Genomic DNA, 17,062 nt, shown 5'->3' on the forward strand with positions numbered 1-17,062 from the left:
CCGTGCGGCAACGCCACCGGCCCGACACCGCACACTGCGACGACGCCGGCGGCGCTACGCTTTGCGCATGATCCCTCTCGAACGCCTGGACCACCTGGTCCTCACCGTCGCCGACATCGAACGCAGCTGTGATTTCTACCAGCGCGTGCTCGGCATGCAGATCGTGCGCTTCGGTGCCGGTCGCACCGCGCTGCAGTTCGGCCAGCAGAAAATCAACCTGCATCCGGCCAGCGCACCGCTGCAACCGCACGCGCTGCGGCCGACGCCGGGCAGTGCCGACCTGTGCCTGGTCACGCGCACAGCGACGGCCGATGTGCTGGCGCATCTGCAGGCGCAGGCCATTGTGGTGGAGGAGGGGCCGGTCGCACGCACCGGTGCGCTGGGACCGATCGAATCGGTGTACGTCCGCGACCCGGATGGCAACCTGATCGAAATAAGTCGTTATCCGGGCGAAGAACACCCGCAGCGGTAGCGCCGGGCCATGCCCGGCGAAAGCTTAGTTGGCCCAGACGCTGTTGGGGTCGCCGTTGCGGGCGCGCCGCTGGCTGGCCACGGCCAGGCGGGCGAAGCCGAAGGCCATCGCCAGCGCGATGGCATCGACCCAGAACAGGGGCCAGTGCCCCCGCGCGGCCGCGCGCCACAGCCAATCTCCATTGAGCGCGCCGTGCAGCACCGGCACCAGCGCGGTGCTGATCGCCGCGGCCCACAGCAGTTCGCGTGCGGCCTGCGCCGGGCGACGCAGCGCGGCCCACAGCGCACAGGCCGCCCAGCTGCCGAAGCAGGCCCAGCGGATGCCGTGGTCGACGGCCGACGGTGCCAGCCGCTCCAGCACCAGTGCGGTGATGAACGCGACCGAGATCGCCACGCACAGGCCGATGCAGACGCCGACCGTGGCCCGCGCCATGTTCACACCGGCACGCGGCTGGTGCGGCTGGCGACGCTTGCGCCGCGACTCGATCCACAGCAGGTTGCCGGAGTAGAACAGGAACGCACCGCCGAGGCCGAGCAGGAAGTACAGCCAGACCACCACGCCGTTGCCGAACTCACCGAAGTGCAGTGCATAGGCGGCACTGAGGGTGGCGTGGTTGGCATCGCGCTGGCCCGGCAGCTGGGAGGCCAGCAGGTCGCCGCTGGCCACATCCAACGCCACGGCGCCAAGCGGGCCGAGGGTGCCACTGGCCTCGCCGGTGATCTCGATGGTGGCGTTGGCGTCGCCGGCGTTGGCCAGCTTCAGGTAGGCCGGCTCGAAGTTGGCCACGCCCTGTGCGCGGGCGACTTCAAGTGCGCGCGCATGCAGCACGCGCAGGCTGCCCGGCGGCGCCGGAATGCCACTGGCCTCGCGCACCGGCGCGGTGTCCATCGCCGTCGGTACCGCCTGCAGTGCCTTGCCGTCGTAGATCAGCGGATTGAGCAGGGCCATCTGCACGAACACCAGGCAGAGCAGGGCGCCCGTGACCGCGAACATCAGGTGGAAGGGCAGGCTGAGCACGCCGATCACATTGTGCGCGTCCTGCCACAACTGCTTCAGGTTGCGGCCCGGCCGCAGCGCGAACAGGTCGCCGAACAGCTTCGGCAGATGGATCACCAGCCCGCTCAGCAGCGCCATGCCATACAGCAGGCTGACGATACCCATCACGTAGACGCCGGCCACCGGCAGGCCGAGGCTGTAGTGCAGTTCGTTGACCAGTTCGGCCAGTCCGGTCTGCGGCGGGGCTGGGCTGCCGGCGATCTGGCCCGGCCAGGCATAGCGCCAGCTGCCGTCGTCGGCCTGCCAGTACGCCAGTGGCTGCGGGTGCTCGGCGCCGGGGAACGTCATGCCCACGTGGCGGCGCGCTTCCGGATGGGCCGCCAGCACGTCTTCCAGCAGGTACTGCGAGTCATCCAGGCCGGCCGGCAACGCCGTGGCTGCGCCCGGGGTCTGCCACAGCGGCAGGTCGTGATGGAACAGGGTCAGCGCACCTGCGTAGAAGGCCACGAACAGGCCGAAGCCGGCGACCAGGCCGACCCAGGTGTGCAGGGTGGTGAACGTGCGCAGGGTCTGCGAACTGAACTTCATGGCAGGGATCTCATTGCACCGCGCCGGTCAGGCGCAGCAGCGCGAGCACGGCGAAGCCAACGGCGGCGCTGCCGCCCAGCACCAGCCAGGCGCGCAGTGCGCTGCGGAAGCTGAACGCCCACAGGGCGGCCAGCATCCACAGCGGGATGAAGGCAATCAGGGTCGGCACCAGCGCGCGCTGCCACGGGCCCGGTGGCAGCCAGGCCAGCAGGCCGGTGACGGCGGCTGCGAGCAGGAAGCCGGCGATGATGCCGGCAAAGGCGCGCGGCCACATCAGGGTGACTCCGTGCCCGGGCGATGCCAGGCGGCCAGCGCCGGCAGCAGCATCGCGGCCAGCATCCAGGTGCACAGCATCGCCACCAGGCCCGCGGCCACGCCGAGCTCGGCCATCCACAACCACAATGCGGCCGCAGCGGCGACCACGCCGATCTGGCGGCCGAGCCGGCCGGCGCGGCGCAGGCGGGGCCAGCGGCAGTGCGGCGAGGCGGCATAGAAGGCCAGTGCCGAGAACATCGCCGCCAGCATGCCCAGGCTGCAGAAGCCCAGCGTGGAGAGGCCGACGGTGATCATCGCGGGCGGCCGCCGTGGCAGCGGGCCGGCGAACGCGGGGCACGGGCGGGGCCGGCGGGGGCCGGTCGGAGCGGGTGGCGCATCACGAGGTCCTGGGGAAAGCGGGCAGGCTGGCACGGGGCGGGCTGCGCGGACATGGTAATCATTGCGTTTTCACGCCGCCAGCACTCGCCATTCAGCGGACCGTACGGCAGCCCTTGGGCTTTCCCGTGCGCTGGTTTAAGATCACCGCAGAACCCTGACTGGAACAAGGTGGCCCGCGCCCAGCGCCGGCCGAGCGTGCGACATGAGCACTACCTCCGCCCCCTGTTGACCTGCCCCCGAAGGCCCTGTGTTGCAGGCGCCCTCGCGGCGCTTTTTTATTGCCCGGGCAACGGCCCGGGAACGCTTTCCAGCCCGCCCCGCGGGCCCCGCACGAAGCCACTGCGATGATCAACATTACCCTTCCCGACGGCAGCCGCCGCGAGTTCGAAAACCCCGTCAGCGTCATGGACGTCGCCCAGTCGATCGGCGCCGGCCTGGCCAAGGCCACCATCGCCGGTTCGGTCGATGGCGTGCTGGTCGATGCCAGCGACGTCATCGATCACGATGCCAGCCTGCGCATCATCACCGCCAAGGACGAGGAGGGCGTGGAGATCATCCGCCACTCCTGCGCCCACCTGGTCGGCCATGCCGTCAAGCAGCTGTACCCGGATGTGAAGATGGTCATCGGCCCGGTGATCGCCGAAGGCTTCTACTACGACATCTACTCCGAGCGCCCGTTCACCCCGGACGACATGGCCGCGATCGAGAAGCGCATGGGTGAACTGATCGCCCAGGACTACGACGTCATCAAGAAGATGACCCCGCGCGCCGAAGTGATCGAGATCTTCAAGGCCCGTGGCGAGGACTACAAGCTGCGCCTGATCGAGGACATGTCCGATGACATCCAGGCGATGGGCATGTACTACCACCAGGAATACGTGGACATGTGCCGCGGCCCGCACGTACCGAATACCCGCTTCCTGAAGGCCTTCAAGCTGACCCGCATTTCCGGTGCCTACTGGCGCGGCGATGCGCAGAACGAACAGCTGCAGCGCATCTACGGCACTGCCTGGGCCGACAAGAAGCAGCTCGAGGCGTACATCAAGCGCATCGAGGAAGCCGAGATGCGCGACCACCGCCGCATCGGCAAGCAGCAGGACCTGTTCCACCTGCAGGAAGAGGCGCCGGGCCTGGTGTTCTGGCACCCGAAGGGCTGGGCACTGTGGCAGGTGGTCGAGCAGTACATGCGCAAGGTCTACCGCAGCAGCGGCTACGGCGAAGTGCGTTGCCCGCAGATCCTGGACGTGAGCCTGTGGAAGAAGTCCGGCCACTGGGACAACTACCAGGACAACATGTTCTTCACCGAGTCGGAGAAGCGCACCTACGCGGTCAAGCCGATGAACTGCCCTGGCCATGTGCAGGTGTTCAACCAGGGCCTGCACAGCTACCGCGACCTGCCGATCCGTTACGGCGAGTTCGGTTCCTGCCACCGCAACGAGCCGTCCGGCGCGCTGCACGGCATCCTGCGCGTGCGCGGCTTCACCCAGGACGACGGCCATGTGTTCTGCACCGAGAGCCAGATCGAGTCGGAAGTGACCGCGTTCCACCAGCAGGCGCTGGCGGTCTACAAGCACTTCGGCTTTGACGAGATCCAGATCAAGATCGCGCTTCGCCCGGAATCGCGCCTGGGCGATGACGCCACCTGGGACAAGGCCGAAGGCGCCCTGCGCTCGGCGCTGTCCAGCTGTGGCGTGGAATGGCAGGAGCTGCCGGGCGAGGGCGCCTTCTACGGCCCGAAGATCGAGTACCACCTGAAGGACGCCATCGGCCGCACCTGGCAGCTGGGCACCATGCAGGTCGACTTCATGATGCCGGGCCGCCTCGGCGCCGAGTACGTGGACGAGAACAGCCAGAAGAAGCATCCGGTCATGCTGCACCGCGCCATCGTCGGCTCGATGGAGCGCTTCCTGGGCATCCTGATCGAGCACCATGCCGGCCAGTTCCCGACCTGGCTGGCGCCGACCCAGGTGGTGGTGGCCAACATCACCGACGCCCAGGCCGATTACGTCTCGGGCGTGACCAAAACCCTTGCGGAGCAAGGCTTCCGCGTCAGCTCGGATTTGCGTAACGAGAAGATCGGCTATAAAATCCGCGAGCATACGTTGCAGCGCGTGCCCTACCTGCTGGTCATCGGTGACCGCGAGAAGGAGAATGGGGCTGTGGCGGTGCGTACGCGTTCTGGCGAAGACCTGGGCAGCATGAGCCTGCAGGCCTTCATCGAGCGGCTCCACGCCGAGGGCGCGTAAGCAAAGGTCCGGTCCGGGGGCACAGGCACCCGGGCCGGTTCGATACCCTTGGGAGAACGTAATATCAGCACCCCTGACAACAAACAGAACCGCAAGAATCAGGAAATCCGTGTGCCGCGCGTCCGCGTGATCGGCAGTGACGGAGAAATGATCGGCGTGTTGTCGCGCGACGAAGCGCTGTCCATGGCCGAAGATGAAGGCCTGGACCTGGTCGAGATCCAGCCGCAGGCCGACCCGCCGGTCTGCAAGATCATGGACTTCGGCAAGTTCAAGTTCGAAGCGCAGAAGAAGGCCAGCGAGGCCAAGAAGAAGACCAAGCAGGTCGAGATCAAGGAAGTGAAGTTCCGTCCGGTCACGGACGAGGGCGACTACCAGATCAAGCTGCGCAAGATGCGTGGGTTCCTCGAGGATGGTGACAAGATCAAGGTCAACATCCGCTTCCGTGGCCGCGAAATGAGCCACCAGGAACTGGGCCGTGAAATGGCCAACCGGATCGAGACCGATCTGGGCGAGGACATCGTCATTGAATCCCGTCCGCGCCTGGAAGGGCGTCAGATGGTCATGATGATCGCGCCGAAGAAGAAGACCTGAGGCCTGACGGGCCGCCTTCCGGGGCGCCTGGCTGAATGGTTCAGGGTAAGGGGACGCCGCTGGCGTCCCTTTGCTTTTCCGGCAGGCTGCGGGTTGCCGGTGAAAGCGGGGCAGGGGCTGGCAGCAAGGCGGTTTTGCCTGTATCATGCCCGGCTCGACCCACCCAGGACGGGTCGTACGCCGATCATGGCAGGACGGAAAGAGCGGCCCAGGCCGCCGCCAGATCAGTCAGAAACCAGGGTCAAATCCCATCAAGGACATTGCAATGCCCAAGATCAAGACCAACCGGGCAGCGGCCAAGCGTTTCCGCAAGACCGCCTCGGGCAAGTACAAGTGCGGCCACGCCAACCGTAGCCACATCCTCACGAAGAAAGCGACCAAGCGTAAGCGTAATCTGCGTCAGACGGGCCATGTCCGTGCAGAAGACGCAGGCCGTCTGGACCGCATGCTCCCTTACCTCTGAGGAACTGAAAAATGGCACGAGTTAAGCGTGGCGTACAGGCGCGTCGCCGCCACAAGAAGATTCTGGATCTCGCCAAGGGCTATTACAACGCCCGTCGCAAGGTCTTCCGCGTTGCCAAGCAGGCGGTCATCAAGGCACAGCAGTACGCCTACATCGGCCGTAAGCAGAAGAAGCGCAACTTCCGTTCGCTGTGGATCACCCGCATCAATGCGGCTGCCCGCATCAACGGCCTGAGCTACAGCCGCTTCATGAACGGCCTGCTGAAGGCCGGCATCACCCTGGATCGCAAGGTCCTGGCTGACATCGCCGTGCACGACGCAGCCGGTTTTGCCGCGCTGGCCGAAAAGGCCAAGGGCGCGCTGGCGGCATAAGTCCTTCCCGATGCCGTAACCGTTCACTCGGAACGGTGTCAGGTCAAGGCAATGCATGGGGAAGGGCGCAAGTCCTTCCCCATTCTTTTTTGGGTCCCGGCGCGGCCACAGCGGCAGCGCGGGGACGGCGGTGGCGACAGGGGTCGGCCCTTCGCGCATCGCGATGGCAGATCGACTGGAGTTCCGGCCCCCCATGAGCGACATCCAATCCCTCACCACCCAGGCGCTGGCCGATGTGGCCGCCGCACAGAGCCCCGATGCGCTGGAACAGCTGCGCGTGGCCCTGCTTGGCAAGAGCGGCAGCATCACCTCGCAGCTCAAGCAGCTCGGCGCCCTGCCGGCCGACGAGCGCAAGGCCGCCGGTGAAGCGATCAACCAGGCCCGCGACGCGCTGACCCGCGCGCTGGGCGAGCGCAAGGCGCTGCTGGAAGACGCGGCCCTGGATGCGCGCCTGGCGGCCGAAGCCATCGACATCACCCTGCCGGGCCGCAACGGCGAGCGCGCCGGCCTGCACCCGATCACCCGCACCCTGGAGCGCATCACCGGCATCTTCGGCCGGCTGGGCTACGAGCTTTCGGAAGGGCCGGAGATCGAGGACGACTGGCACAACTTCGAGGCGCTGAACTTCCCGCCGCACCATCCGGCGCGCGCCATGCACGACACTTTCTACTTCGGCGACGGCCGCCTGCTGCGCACGCATACCTCCGGCGTGCAGGTGCGCTACATGGGTGACCACGCGCCGCCGCTGCGCATGATCGCCGCCGGCAAGGTGTACCGCAGCGACAGCGACCAGACCCACTCGCCGATGTTCCACCAGGTCGAAGGCCTGCTGGTGGACGAGCATTCGACCTTCGCCGACCTGAAGGGCACGCTGGCCGAGTTCGTGCGTGCCTTCTTCGAGCGCGATTTCGAGATGCGCTTCCGCCCCAGCTATTTCCCGTTCGTTGAACCGGGCGCGGAAGTGGACATCGCCTGGCAGCAGCCCGATGGCAGCACCCGCTGGCTGGAAGTGCTGGGCTGCGGCATGGTCCATCCGAACGTGCTGCGCAACGTTGGCATCGATCCGGAGCGCTATACCGGCTTCGCCTTCGGCATGGGCGTGGAGCGCTTTGCAATGCTGCGCTACGGCGTCAACGACCTGCGCGCGTTCTTCGAGAACGATGTGCGGTTCCTGAAACAGTTCGCGTAAGCCGCAACCCTGTAGAGCCGGGCCATGCCCGGCTGCTCCTGAAACGACTGCTCCCAAATTCGCAGGCCCAGGCGCATGCGCCGGGCCCACCAGGATGACACCATGAAATTCTCCGAAAACTGGCTGCGCAGCCACGTCCCGACCCGCGCTTCGCGTGATGAGCTGAGTGCGGTGCTGACCGCCATCGGCCTGGAAGTGGAAGACGTGACCGCGCTGGGCGAAGGCCTCGATCACGTGGTCGTGGCACGCATCGTCGAGGCCGTGCGCCATCCGGAAGCCGACCGCCTGCAGGTGTGCAGGGTCGATGCCGGGCAGGGCGAGCTGCTGCAGATCGTCTGTGGTGCGCCGAACGCCCGCCCGGGCCTGGTCGCGCCACTGGCGATGGTCGGTGCGCAGATCGGCGAGTTGAAGATCAAGCCGGCCAAGCTGCGCGGCGTCGAGTCCAACGGCATGCTGTGCTCGGCCAAGGAACTGGGCCTGGACAACGATGCCTCCGGCCTGCTGGAGCTGCCCGATGACGCCCCGGTCGGCCAGGCCCTGGTCGCCTACCTCGGCCTGCCGGACGCCAGCATCGAGATCAAGCTGACCCCGAACCGCGCCGACTGCTTCAGCCTGCGCGGCATTGCCTACGATGTCGCCGCCGCTACCCGCAGTGAAGTGCTGGACTTCGCCGCCGATGCCATTCCGGCGGTCGGCAGCCGCGAGCTGAGCATCCAGCTCGACGCGGGCGCCGAGGCGCCGCGTTACCTGGGGCGCGTCATCGAAGGCGTCAACGCCGCGGCCAGGACCCCGTTGTGGATGGCCGAACGCCTGCGCCGCAGCGGCGTGCGCCCGGTCTCGCTGCTGGTCGACATCACCCAGTACGTGATGCTCGAACTCGGCCAGCCGATGCATGCCTACGACCTGGGCACCCTGCAGGGCAGCATCGCCGTGCGCCGTTCGCGCGCGGGCGAGAGCCTGAAGCTGCTCGATGGCCGCGATGCCGCGCTGGACGACAGCTTCCTGGTGGTCACCGACGCCGATCGTGCGGTTGGCCTGGCCGGCCTGATGGGCGGCTTCGACACGCGCGTCACAGACGCCACCACGGCCGTGTTCCTGGAAGCCGCGCACTTCGCCCCGGCCGCGATCATGGGCCGTGGACGCAAGCTCGGCCTGCACACCGACGCGGGTCACCGTTTCGAGCGTGGCGTCGATCCGGCACTGCCGCGCACCGCGATCGAGTACGCCACCCGCCTGGTGCTGGACCTGGCCGGGGGCACCCCGGCACCGGTCACCGAGGCGGTGCGCGAGGGCGATCTGCCGCAGCCGGCGACGATCCTGCTGCGCCGCGCGCGGATCACCCGCGTGCTCGGCATCACCATCGAGGATGCCGAAGTCGAACGCATCCTGCGCGCGCTGGGCATGGACGTGGTCGCCAGCGCCGACGGCTGGCAGGTCACCGCGCCGAGCCGTCGCTTCGATATCGCCATCGAAGAGGACCTGATCGAGGAACTGGCCCGCATCCACGGTTACGAGCAGATCCCGACCACGCTGCCGGGCGGTGCCTCGCGCGTGGCGATGCCCAGTGAAACCCAGCTGGACGCGCTGAGCGTGCGTCGCCAGCTGATCGCCCGTGACCAGCAGGAAACCGTCAATTTCGCCTTCGTCGACGACGCCTTGCTGGCCCAGTGGCAGCTGCGCGACGGCTTGGTGCCGTTGGCCAACCCGCTGTCGGCCGAACTGGCGGTGATGCGCCCGTCGCTGCTGCCGGGCCTGGTCGCCACGCTGGGCCGCAATGCAGCGCGGCAGCTCGGTCGCGTGCGCCTGTTCGAGATCGGCCGGGTGTTCGCCCAGCAAGCCGGCGGGGCGTCGACTGGCGAAAGCCGGCCGGCACCGCTGGAAACCCTGCGCGTGGCCGCTGCGGTCTGCGGCGAGGCGCAGGCGGTGCAGTGGGGCCTGCCGACCCGCAAGGTCGATTTCCATGACCTGAAGGGCGACCTGGAATCGCTGGCGGCCGCCAGTGGCGCGCAGCTGGAGTTCCGTCCGTCGGACCGTGCCTACGGCCATCCGGCGCGTTCGGCCGAGGTGTTCCGCGAGGGCATGGCGATCGGCTGGATCGGCCAGATCCACCCGCGTCTGGCCAAGGCGATGGACATCGAGGCCGATGTCTATGCCTTCGAGCTCGACCTGGAGCCGCTGGCTGCGCGTCGCCTGCCGCGTGCCGGCGAGCTGTCGCGCTTCCCGGCGGTGCGCCGCGACCTGGCGTTCCTGGTGCCTGAACAGGTGGCGTGGACGGACCTGGCGGCCACCGTCCGCCAGGCCGCCGGCCCGCTGCTGCGCGACCTCAACCTGTTCGACCGTTACGTCGGCCAGGGCGTCGAGCCGGGATTCAAGAGTCTCGCTATGGGCTTGATTTTGCAGGACAAGTCGCGCACTCTGACGGACCGCGACGTGGATGCGGTGGTGGCCGAGGCGGTCACTGCCATCGAGCGTGAACACCACGCCCGGATCCGCGGCTGAGCGGGCAGCACTCGGGGGTAGCAGGCAATGGCATTGACCAAGGCGGAGATGGCGGAAAAGCTGTTCGACGAAGTCGGTCTGAACAAGCGGGAAGCCAAGGAATTCGTCGACGCGTTTTTCGATGTGCTGCGTGAAGCATTGGAACAGGGACGTCAGGTGAAGCTGTCGGGCTTCGGTAATTTCGATCTGCGGCGCAAGAACCAGCGCCCGGGTCGCAACCCCAAGACCGGTGAGGAAATTCCGATTTCCGCCCGTACGGTGGTCACCTTCCGTCCGGGCCAGAAGCTCAAGGAGAGGGTGGAAGCTTATGCTGGATCCGGGCAGTAACCGCGAACTACCGCCGATCCCGGCCAAGCGCTACTTCACCATTGGTGAGGTCAGCGAGCTGTGCGACGTCAAGCCGCACGTCCTGCGCTACTGGGAGACCGAGTTTCCCAGCCTTGAGCCGGCCAAGCGCCGAGGCAACCGCCGCTACTACCAGCGCCATGACGTGCTGATGGTGCGGCAGATCCGCAGCCTGCTGTACGAACAGGGCTACACCATCGGTGGTGCCCGCCTGCGCCTGGACGGCCCCGATGCCCGCGAGGAATCGGCGCTGAGCAACCAGATCATCAAGCAGGTGCGCATGGAGCTGGAAGAAGTGCTGCAGTTGCTGCGCCGCTGATCCTATTTTCCTCGTAATCCGCTATACTTCACGGCCCGCCGCACTGGCGGGCACATCGCAGCATCAGTCGGGGCGTAGCGCAGCCTGGTAGCGCATCTGCCTGGGGGGCAGAGGGTCGTCGGTTCGAATCCGGCCGTCCCGACCACTGTGATGAATCAAGAAGCCCGCGCAGCGATGCGTGGGCTTTTTTGTGCGTGCTGCCGATGGCGATGATCAGTCCTCAGCGAATCGATAGATCAGTTCCGGATCGCCCTCGTCCAGTCCATGCACGATGCCGCTGTCGATGAAACCCGAGGCGGCGAGCAGGCGTTGCATGCCGGTATTGGAAGCATTCGTCGAAGTAAACAGCTTGCCTTGCCCCTGCAGCGCGATGGCATGGCGCAGCAGGGCGGCGCCGACGCCCTGGTTGCGTTGTTCGCGCGCCACCATCAGCATCTCGACGAAGGCTTCGCTGAAGAAGTGATGGTGGATGACCAGGTAACCGGCCAGCTGGCCGGCCCGTCCGGCCACGTGCACGCCACCGCTGGCCTGCCAGTCGCTGATCTGCCGTGCGCGCCGCGGATCGTGGGCCGCAACGCTGTCGAGCGCGATCAACGCGGGAACGTCGGCGGGCATTGCTTCGCGGATATGCAGCGTCGTCAAGGAAGGATCGGGTGGTGCCATCGAAGGCTCCTGGGCTGGGTGCGCCCAGTCTATCGATCACCTCGGCCGTATCTGCGTATCCGCCACTGCCAGCGTGTGGTCGGCCGTCAATACACACGGAACTCGGCACGGCAGCCGTCGCTGACCCACACGCCGCGGCGGTCCCAGCCCCAGTTGCGATCCTCGACGCACGGCGTCACCGACTTCTGCTTGACCAGGCGCACCTCGCGGCGCACTCGGATGCGGCATTCCCTGTCCTTCTGCTCGTAGGACTCGCAGACCAGGCGCTCGCCATCGTCATCCCGGTCACGTCCCCGGCCGCGCTCCGGCCAGCGCCCGCGTCCCTGCCCATCGGCGACGAACTCGGCACGGCAGCCAGCGGTGACCCAGAGCATGCGACGGCTCTGTCCCCAGTTCTGGTCCTCCACGCAGCGGGTGACCGACAGCTGCCTGGCCAGGCGCATGCGGCCCTCGATCGGGCACTGTTCGGTCTTGTTGAACTGCGACTCGCAGCGCAGCGGCGGGATGTGATCGCTGTCGTCATCCTGGGCGGCCACTGTGGTGGCGGCCAGCAGCAGGGCCATCGTGACGGTGGTGATCGGCAGCAGCAGGCGATGGGTCATGGGAACCTCGGCGGGGGAACGGGCCGCAAGGATGGACCAGCCCGAGGCCTCCGGAACGGATCGTTCCGACGTCGGCTCAGTAGGGATTTAGTAGTGCGCACGAACCCATTCAGGGCCTTACATCCCTTATCATCGCTGCACATCCGATCGCATCGGCTTACACCTTCTTACATGTTTCCCACGTGTGTCGGCACAGCCTGTGGCTGCCGTCACTGGCGTGCGGCCGGCGTGTGGAGGAGGATGCGCGGACCACGACGACCACAGGGGGTTGCGTTGATCAGCAGTACCGTCATTCATCGCTCGGCTGGCGCAGAGGCCGGGCAGGTGCGTGTCCTGGACACCACGTTCAAGGGCAAGCACGTGTTCATTGCGTGGGGCCTGCGCGGGCCGGAACTGGCCCGCAGCGCAGACCCGGCCGCAACCGTGGCCGCGCGCAAGGCACTGCATGCCGTCGCGGGGCACAGCGAAGGGCCGCGCAGCCCGGAGGTGTTCATCGCCAACCAGTCGGCGGTGGCGATCACGGTCTATCGGCTGCTGACCGAAGCGCGGTCGGGCGATGCCATTTTCTTCCTGTGTGATTCACAGGCGGTGGTCGACTGGCTCATCACCGCGCTGGAAGTGCAGGGCGAAGGCTGAGCGCGCGGCTCAGGCCAGTGCCGCATCCACCGCTGCCCGGGCGTGCAGGGTGGTGGTGTCGAACAGCGGCACCGGGCTGTCCTCGGCGCGGACCAGCAACATGATTTCGGTACAGCCGAGGATGATCGCTTCGGCACCGCGTGCGACCAGGCGCGCGATCACGCCTGCGTAGACCTGCCGCGAGTGTGCGCTCACCACCCCGGCGATCAGTTCCTGGTAGATGATGTCGTGCACGATGCGGCGGTCATCGGCTTCCGGAACCAGCACCTGCAGGCCGAAGCGGTCCTGCAGGCGGTCGCGGTAGAAGGCCTGCTCCATGGTGAACGCGGTACCCAGCAGGCCTACCCTGCGGAGGCCTGCCTGGCGGATCGCAGCGGCAGTGGGGTCGGCGATGTGCAGCAGTGGCAACGGGCACTGCGCTTCGATCCGCGCCGCCAGTGTGTGCATGGTGTTGGTGCAGATCACCAGCAGCTCGGCGCCACCGGCCTGCAGCCGCCGTGCGGCGTCCAGCATGTGGTCGCCCAGCACGTCCCAGCGGCCGTCGTGCTGCAGCTGCTTGATGCCGGCGAAATCCACCGACCACAGCAGCAGTTGCGCCGAATGCGCGCCACCGAGGCGATGACGCACCGCCTCGTTGATGAGCCGGTAGTACTGTGCCGAGCTTTCCCAGCTCATGCCGCCGATCAGGCCGAGGGTCTTCATGCACTGCTCCATGCCGGAAGGGGCCATTGCAGCACAGATGGCGGTGGCGTTGCCGTGCAGGGGCGCCGGTATCTGTAACCGCCGCATCCGCCGAATGCTGTATGTGCCGCATCGCGGGCGAGCGCCGTATGCTGGCGCCGTCTTCTGAAGTGGAAACCGGCATGGCCCTGCATACCTGGTGGTGGTTCCTGGTCACGGTCTTCGTGCTGTGCGGGACGCCCGGGCCGAACATGCTGCACATCCTGGGACGCAGCGTCGGGCTGGGCTTCCGAGGCAGCGTGCCGGCCATGGCCGGCTGCCTGCTGGCGATGCTGCTGGTGCTGGCCGCCTCCGCTGCAGGCCTGAGCGCGGTGCTGCACTCCTCACCGAGGCTGTTCGAGGTGCTGCGCTATCTCGGCGTGGCCTACCTGGCCTGGCTTGGCATCAAGGCGTGGCGTGACAGCGGCCGGCCGGCGCCCGCAGGGGCCGACGATGCCGAGGTCACGCTGGCGCCGGTGCATGGCGCGGGGACGGTGTTCCGTGGCGGCCTGTGGGTTGGCCTGAGCAACCCCAAGCTGCTGTTGTTCGCCGCGGCGTTCCTTCCGCAGTTCGTCGACCCGTCACGTGGCCAGGCCGTGCAGTACAGCGTGCTGGTGGCGACCTTCGCGGCCTGCGAACTGTTCTGGTACGTGATGTACGCGGCCGGCGGGCACGGCCTGCGTCGCTGGCTCGCAACGCCGTTCGCGCGGCGCTGGTTCGAGCGGCTGGTGGGGAGTGTGTTCCTGGCTTTTGCGGTGGCATTGCTGCGTTTCCGCCCGCGTTGATTCACGCCGCGCACGCGGCCTGTTCACGACTGCCGCATCGGCTGCGGCCTAGCCTGATCACACCGTTTGCATTCCCTGTGGGGAAAGGACTGACATGATCAAGTGGGCCATCATCTTCGCCGTCATCGGCATCATCGCCGGCGTGCTCGGCTTCGGCGGCATTGCCGGTGCCGCTGTCGGCATCGCCAAGTTCCTGTTCTGGGCCGGCATCATCATCGCCGTGGTGCTGTTCCTGATCGGCATGAGCGTGGCCAGGAAGGTCAGCTAGTGCGTGTTGCGCGGCAGCGTGCACTCAGTGCGCGCTGCTGCGCGAGAACAGGTTGATCACCAGCACGCCGGCGCAGATCAGCGCGATGCCGGCCAGCGCCGGTGCATCCAGGCGCTGCTTGAACACCACAAGTCCAATCAGCGAGATCAGCACGATGCCGACGCCGGACCAGATCGCGTAGGCAATGCCGGTCGGCACCGACTTCATGGTGACCGACAGCAGGTAGAAGCACAGCCCATAGCCGGCCAGCGCGCCGACGGTTGGCCACAGCCGGCTCATGCCGTCGGAGGCTTTCAGCAGCGACGTGGCCATCACTTCCAGCACGATGGCAGCGGCAAGATAGACATAGGGATTCATCGGACACTCCAGGTCACCGCGGCTCGCACCGGATCAGTCGTCGATGCGGGCAAAGCGCGGTTGCGTACCGTGTTCGCCGGCCACCTGCTCGATGAACATCGGGTAGGGGCGCACCCACAGGCCACCGTCGCCGTACAGGGCGCGATACAGCACCATGGGCTGCAGCGTCTCGCTGCTGCGCACGATGTCGATCACCTCGTATTCGCCGCCCTTGAAGTGGCGGTAGCGGCCGCGGGCGAGGTCGGGCAGGGGACTCAATTCAGCCATGACCGATCGTGCTCACTTGCGTGCCGGCGTCGCCGGCTTGGCGCAATAGGCGTCGATCGCCTCGGCCGTGTTGGCCAGGCCTTGCGCCTGTGCCAGCTCCCATGGGCGCTCGCAGCGCTGGGTGTGCTCGCACCACTGGTAGCCCGCGGAACCAATGCAGCCGTGGGCGTCGCGATCACCGCCTACGGTCGGCATCGAGGTCGATGCCGCACCGTCGTCGGCACGCGGGGGTGCCTTGTCCGGGCTGGCGCATGCGGCCAGGACCAGCAGGGCGGGGATCAGAAACAGCGCTTTCATCCGGCGGGCTCCGTGCCTAAAACCGCAGTGTGCTTGCCGGCTGCCGGGCCAGCAAGCGCTCAATGCACGGCGGCGCGGATCAGCTCTTCGATCAGGACGAGATAGCTGGCCACGAAATAGAACTTCAGCAACGTCGAACGCTGGTGCGAGAAGAAGGTGCGCATGTGGAAGGGGCCCCTGTTGATGACGGTAGTGTGAAGCCAGGCTGACTCCGTGACAAGGATCACGGAATGAACCGGCTAAACGGGCTCAGGGATGTGAGGGTGTGAAGGGACGACCCGAGGGCGCGGCATTTTCGTACAAATCTGATAGGCCGACTCCGAGGCGATCGCTAGCCTGATGGTGTACCGGCGGGCCCCCCATCGGCCTGCCACGCCCCCTTCCAGCCACAGGAGCTTCCCCATGGTCATCACCGTCCAATGCTCGGCCCAGCGATGGTCCGTGCTGCATCCCCAGCTGCGCGATGCCACCGCCTATGCCCGGGGTGCCGACGCCTTTGACGCCGCCGCCGCGCTTGCCCTGGAACATCACCGCCGAACCGGCCAGCGCAGCACGGTGCGGGTCGAGGCGCTCGGCAACACGGTGGACGCGCTTCACGTCGGAGAATGACAGCAGCGGCCGTGGCGCAGTCAGCCACGGTTGAGTTGTTTGAATGGGGAAAAACTGCCGGCGCCGGCCCTACTGTGCGCCGGGCCGGGAATCCCCGATGCTTGCGCCATCGTATTCATCTGGAGATTTCGATGGGCAAGGCACTCACCTGGCGCACCCTGGCCTGCACCCTGTTGCCGATGTTGGCGGCGGCCGGCAGCGCCCAGGCGCAGAGCTACGGCTACGGCTATGACGACGACCGCTACGGCGGCCGCGACGGCAGTGGCATCGTGCGCTGCGAGTCGGTCAAGAACCGCAGCAACGAGTGCCGCCTGGACGGTCGCGCGCGGTTGATCCGGCAGTTGTCCGGCTCACCGTGCGTGGAAGGCGAGACCTGGGGCCAGTCGCGCAATGGCGTGTGGGTCACGCAGGGCTGCCGGGCCGAATTCGTGGGTGAGTACCGCCGCGGTGGCGGCTGGGGCGGCAATGGCGGCGGCTGGGGCAATGGCAATGGCAACGGATGGGGCGGCGGTGACGTGGTCACCTGCCATTCCAACGGCCATCGCCAGGAATATTGCGATGCGCGTATCCGCCGCGGTGTGCGCCTGATCCGCCAGGATTCGCGCAGCGCCTGCATCGAAGGCCAGACCTGGGGCTGGGACCGCCGCGGCATCTGGGTCAGTGACGGTTGCCGGGCACAGTTCCAGGTGAACTGATCCAGGTGAATTGAGCTTTACGGATTCAGCCCGTAAAAATCAGAATAATCTGATACAGCTCACATTTTGAACGCCGTATTGTCCGCGATCAGGGCATCCCATATGCCCTGATCCCCTGCGTGCCTCGCGCCGTTACCGGCAGGGGCATCGCCGCCATCGATACGCTGCCTCAAGGAGTGAGCTGCATGTTGATCCGCCTGCAATGCGAACAGCGCCAGTGGCGCGTGCTGCATCCGGATAGGCCGGAGCCGATCGAGTTCCGCGATGGCGCCCGTGCCTATGACTTCGCCGAGACCCTGGCCCGCCTGCACTTCGTCGACACCGGGCAGCGTGCGGCCGTGCGCGTGGAAGCCAGCGGCGCATTCGTCGAAGCGGTCAGCTACGGCTGAGCGTGCGGTGCCTGCCGAGGCAGGCTTGCGGAGTACCGCCT

General features: G+C 67.0%; 24 protein-coding genes and 1 tRNA gene. 16 read left to right on the forward strand and 9 right to left on the reverse strand.

Going from position 1 to position 17,062, the window contains the following annotated elements:
* The first annotated feature begins 67 nt into the window (after positions 1-67).
* Positions 68-472: a VOC family protein gene (locus AC5P9C_RS01180; protein WP_197647863.1), complete on the forward strand. Its 405-nt coding sequence runs from the start codon at positions 68-70 to the stop codon at positions 470-472.
* A gap of 24 nt (positions 473-496) precedes the next feature.
* Here AC5P9C_RS01180 and AC5P9C_RS01185 read toward each other — a convergent pair whose 3' ends face one another.
* Genes AC5P9C_RS01185 through AC5P9C_RS01195 form a run of 3 tightly spaced genes read right to left on the reverse strand, consistent with a single transcriptional unit; the run spans position 497 to position 2,626 of the window.
* Complete coding sequence (locus tag AC5P9C_RS01185; protein WP_343540345.1) at positions 497-2,056, reverse strand: PepSY-associated TM helix domain-containing protein; 1,560 nt, start codon at positions 2,054-2,056, stop codon at positions 497-499.
* Between the two features lie 10 nt (positions 2,057-2,066).
* Positions 2,067-2,330 (reverse strand): hypothetical protein, encoded by a 264-nt coding sequence (locus AC5P9C_RS01190; protein ID WP_049469462.1) that lies wholly within the window; start codon positions 2,328-2,330, stop codon positions 2,067-2,069.
* Positions 2,330-2,626: a hypothetical protein gene (locus tag AC5P9C_RS01195; protein WP_064238922.1), complete on the reverse strand. Its 297-nt coding sequence runs from the start codon at positions 2,624-2,626 to the stop codon at positions 2,330-2,332. The genes AC5P9C_RS01190 and AC5P9C_RS01195 overlap by 1 nt, the downstream gene beginning before the upstream one ends.
* 428 nt (positions 2,627-3,054) lie before the next feature.
* Between AC5P9C_RS01195 and thrS the strand changes: the two genes are divergently transcribed.
* The 9 genes from thrS (at position 3,055) to AC5P9C_RS01240 (ending at position 10,878) form a co-directional block, all read left to right on the forward strand.
* Positions 3,055-4,956 carry a threonine--tRNA ligase gene (gene thrS / locus AC5P9C_RS01200; protein ID WP_049466967.1) on the forward strand — a complete coding sequence of 634 codons (1,902 nt, stop codon included), beginning with the start codon at positions 3,055-3,057 and terminating at the stop codon, positions 4,954-4,956.
* A 48-nt stretch (positions 4,957-5,004) separates the two neighbouring features.
* Complete coding sequence (gene infC / locus AC5P9C_RS01205; protein WP_005410437.1) at positions 5,005-5,547, forward strand: translation initiation factor IF-3; 543 nt, start codon at positions 5,005-5,007, stop codon at positions 5,545-5,547.
* Between the two features lie 265 nt (positions 5,548-5,812).
* A complete protein-coding gene (rpmI, locus tag AC5P9C_RS01210) occupies positions 5,813-6,010 on the forward strand; it encodes a 50S ribosomal protein L35 (protein ID WP_005410436.1) in 198 nt (65 codons plus the stop codon).
* An 11-nt stretch (positions 6,011-6,021) separates the two neighbouring features.
* A complete protein-coding gene (gene rplT / locus AC5P9C_RS01215; protein WP_005410435.1) occupies positions 6,022-6,381 on the forward strand; it encodes a 50S ribosomal protein L20 in 360 nt (119 codons plus the stop codon).
* A gap of 193 nt (positions 6,382-6,574) precedes the next feature.
* Entirely contained in the window at positions 6,575-7,570 is a 996-nt protein-coding gene (locus tag AC5P9C_RS01220; RefSeq protein ID WP_049466965.1) for a phenylalanine--tRNA ligase subunit alpha, read from the forward strand.
* Between the two features lie 102 nt (positions 7,571-7,672).
* A complete protein-coding gene (gene pheT, locus AC5P9C_RS01225) occupies positions 7,673-10,069 on the forward strand; it encodes a phenylalanine--tRNA ligase subunit beta (protein ID WP_343540346.1) in 2,397 nt (798 codons plus the stop codon).
* A gap of 27 nt (positions 10,070-10,096) precedes the next feature.
* On the forward strand, positions 10,097-10,396 hold the full coding sequence (locus tag AC5P9C_RS01230) for an integration host factor subunit alpha (RefSeq protein ID WP_005410432.1): 300 nt from the start codon (positions 10,097-10,099) through the stop codon (positions 10,394-10,396).
* Positions 10,377-10,733 carry a MerR family transcriptional regulator gene (locus tag AC5P9C_RS01235; RefSeq protein WP_005410431.1) on the forward strand — a complete coding sequence of 119 codons (357 nt, stop codon included), beginning with the start codon at positions 10,377-10,379 and terminating at the stop codon, positions 10,731-10,733. The genes AC5P9C_RS01230 and AC5P9C_RS01235 overlap by 20 nt, the downstream gene beginning before the upstream one ends.
* A 68-nt stretch (positions 10,734-10,801) precedes the next feature.
* Positions 10,802-10,878, forward strand: a tRNA-Pro gene (locus AC5P9C_RS01240).
* A 68-nt stretch (positions 10,879-10,946) separates the two neighbouring features.
* Here the strand turns inward: AC5P9C_RS01240 and AC5P9C_RS01245 are convergent.
* On the reverse strand, positions 10,947-11,396 hold the full coding sequence (locus AC5P9C_RS01245; protein ID WP_343540347.1) for a GNAT family N-acetyltransferase: 450 nt from the start codon (positions 11,394-11,396) through the stop codon (positions 10,947-10,949).
* An 86-nt stretch (positions 11,397-11,482) separates the two neighbouring features.
* On the reverse strand, positions 11,483-11,998 hold the full coding sequence (locus AC5P9C_RS01250; RefSeq protein ID WP_057493609.1) for a DUF3011 domain-containing protein: 516 nt from the start codon (positions 11,996-11,998) through the stop codon (positions 11,483-11,485).
* A gap of 240 nt (positions 11,999-12,238) precedes the next feature.
* Here AC5P9C_RS01250 and AC5P9C_RS01255 point away from each other — a divergent pair, with 240 nt between their 5' ends.
* Positions 12,239-12,634, forward strand: a complete 396-nt coding sequence (locus AC5P9C_RS01255) for a hypothetical protein (protein ID WP_053460937.1) — start codon at positions 12,239-12,241, stop codon at positions 12,632-12,634.
* 9 nt (positions 12,635-12,643) lie between these two features.
* On the opposite strand, the gene AC5P9C_RS01260 is transcribed toward AC5P9C_RS01255, so the two are convergent.
* Positions 12,644-13,336 (reverse strand): aspartate/glutamate racemase family protein, encoded by a 693-nt coding sequence (locus AC5P9C_RS01260; protein ID WP_053460936.1) that lies wholly within the window; start codon positions 13,334-13,336, stop codon positions 12,644-12,646.
* Positions 13,337-13,497: 161 nt separating this feature from the next.
* Here AC5P9C_RS01260 and AC5P9C_RS01265 point away from each other — a divergent pair, with 161 nt between their 5' ends.
* Together AC5P9C_RS01265 and AC5P9C_RS01270 are read left to right on the forward strand one after the other, a co-directional pair.
* Positions 13,498-14,139 carry a LysE family translocator gene (locus AC5P9C_RS01265; protein WP_049466973.1) on the forward strand — a complete coding sequence of 214 codons (642 nt, stop codon included), beginning with the start codon at positions 13,498-13,500 and terminating at the stop codon, positions 14,137-14,139.
* A gap of 94 nt (positions 14,140-14,233) precedes the next feature.
* A complete protein-coding gene (locus AC5P9C_RS01270; RefSeq protein WP_049466953.1) occupies positions 14,234-14,407 on the forward strand; it encodes a DUF1328 domain-containing protein in 174 nt (57 codons plus the stop codon).
* A gap of 24 nt (positions 14,408-14,431) precedes the next feature.
* Here AC5P9C_RS01270 and AC5P9C_RS01275 read toward each other — a convergent pair whose 3' ends face one another.
* From AC5P9C_RS01275 to AC5P9C_RS01285, 3 genes are read right to left on the reverse strand one after another with little or no spacing between them, the layout of a single operon-like run.
* On the reverse strand, positions 14,432-14,764 hold the full coding sequence (locus tag AC5P9C_RS01275; protein ID WP_049466951.1) for an SMR family transporter: 333 nt from the start codon (positions 14,762-14,764) through the stop codon (positions 14,432-14,434).
* 33 nt (positions 14,765-14,797) lie between these two features.
* The gene (locus AC5P9C_RS01280; RefSeq protein WP_053460935.1) at positions 14,798-15,031 is read right to left on the reverse strand and encodes a DUF1653 domain-containing protein; all 234 of its coding nucleotides are present in this window, start codon (positions 15,029-15,031) and stop codon (positions 14,798-14,800) included.
* A 12-nt stretch (positions 15,032-15,043) separates the two neighbouring features.
* Positions 15,044-15,328, reverse strand: coding sequence for a hypothetical protein (locus AC5P9C_RS01285; protein ID WP_343540349.1), 285 nt, complete (start codon positions 15,326-15,328; stop codon positions 15,044-15,046).
* Positions 15,329-15,730: 402 nt separating this feature from the next.
* Here AC5P9C_RS01285 and AC5P9C_RS01290 point away from each other — a divergent pair, with 402 nt between their 5' ends.
* The 3 genes from AC5P9C_RS01290 (at position 15,731) to AC5P9C_RS01300 (ending at position 17,021) form a co-directional block, all read left to right on the forward strand.
* The gene (locus AC5P9C_RS01290) at positions 15,731-15,937 is read left to right on the forward strand and encodes a hypothetical protein (RefSeq protein WP_049466948.1); all 207 of its coding nucleotides are present in this window, start codon (positions 15,731-15,733) and stop codon (positions 15,935-15,937) included.
* A gap of 131 nt (positions 15,938-16,068) precedes the next feature.
* A complete protein-coding gene (locus AC5P9C_RS01295) occupies positions 16,069-16,632 on the forward strand; it encodes a DUF3011 domain-containing protein (RefSeq protein WP_343540351.1) in 564 nt (187 codons plus the stop codon).
* A gap of 185 nt (positions 16,633-16,817) precedes the next feature.
* Positions 16,818-17,021, forward strand: coding sequence for a hypothetical protein (locus tag AC5P9C_RS01300; RefSeq protein WP_005417823.1), 204 nt, complete (start codon positions 16,818-16,820; stop codon positions 17,019-17,021).
* Positions 17,022-17,062: the final 41 nt, after the last annotated feature.

The organism is Stenotrophomonas sp. YJH_SMC_10, from assembly GCF_059371555.1.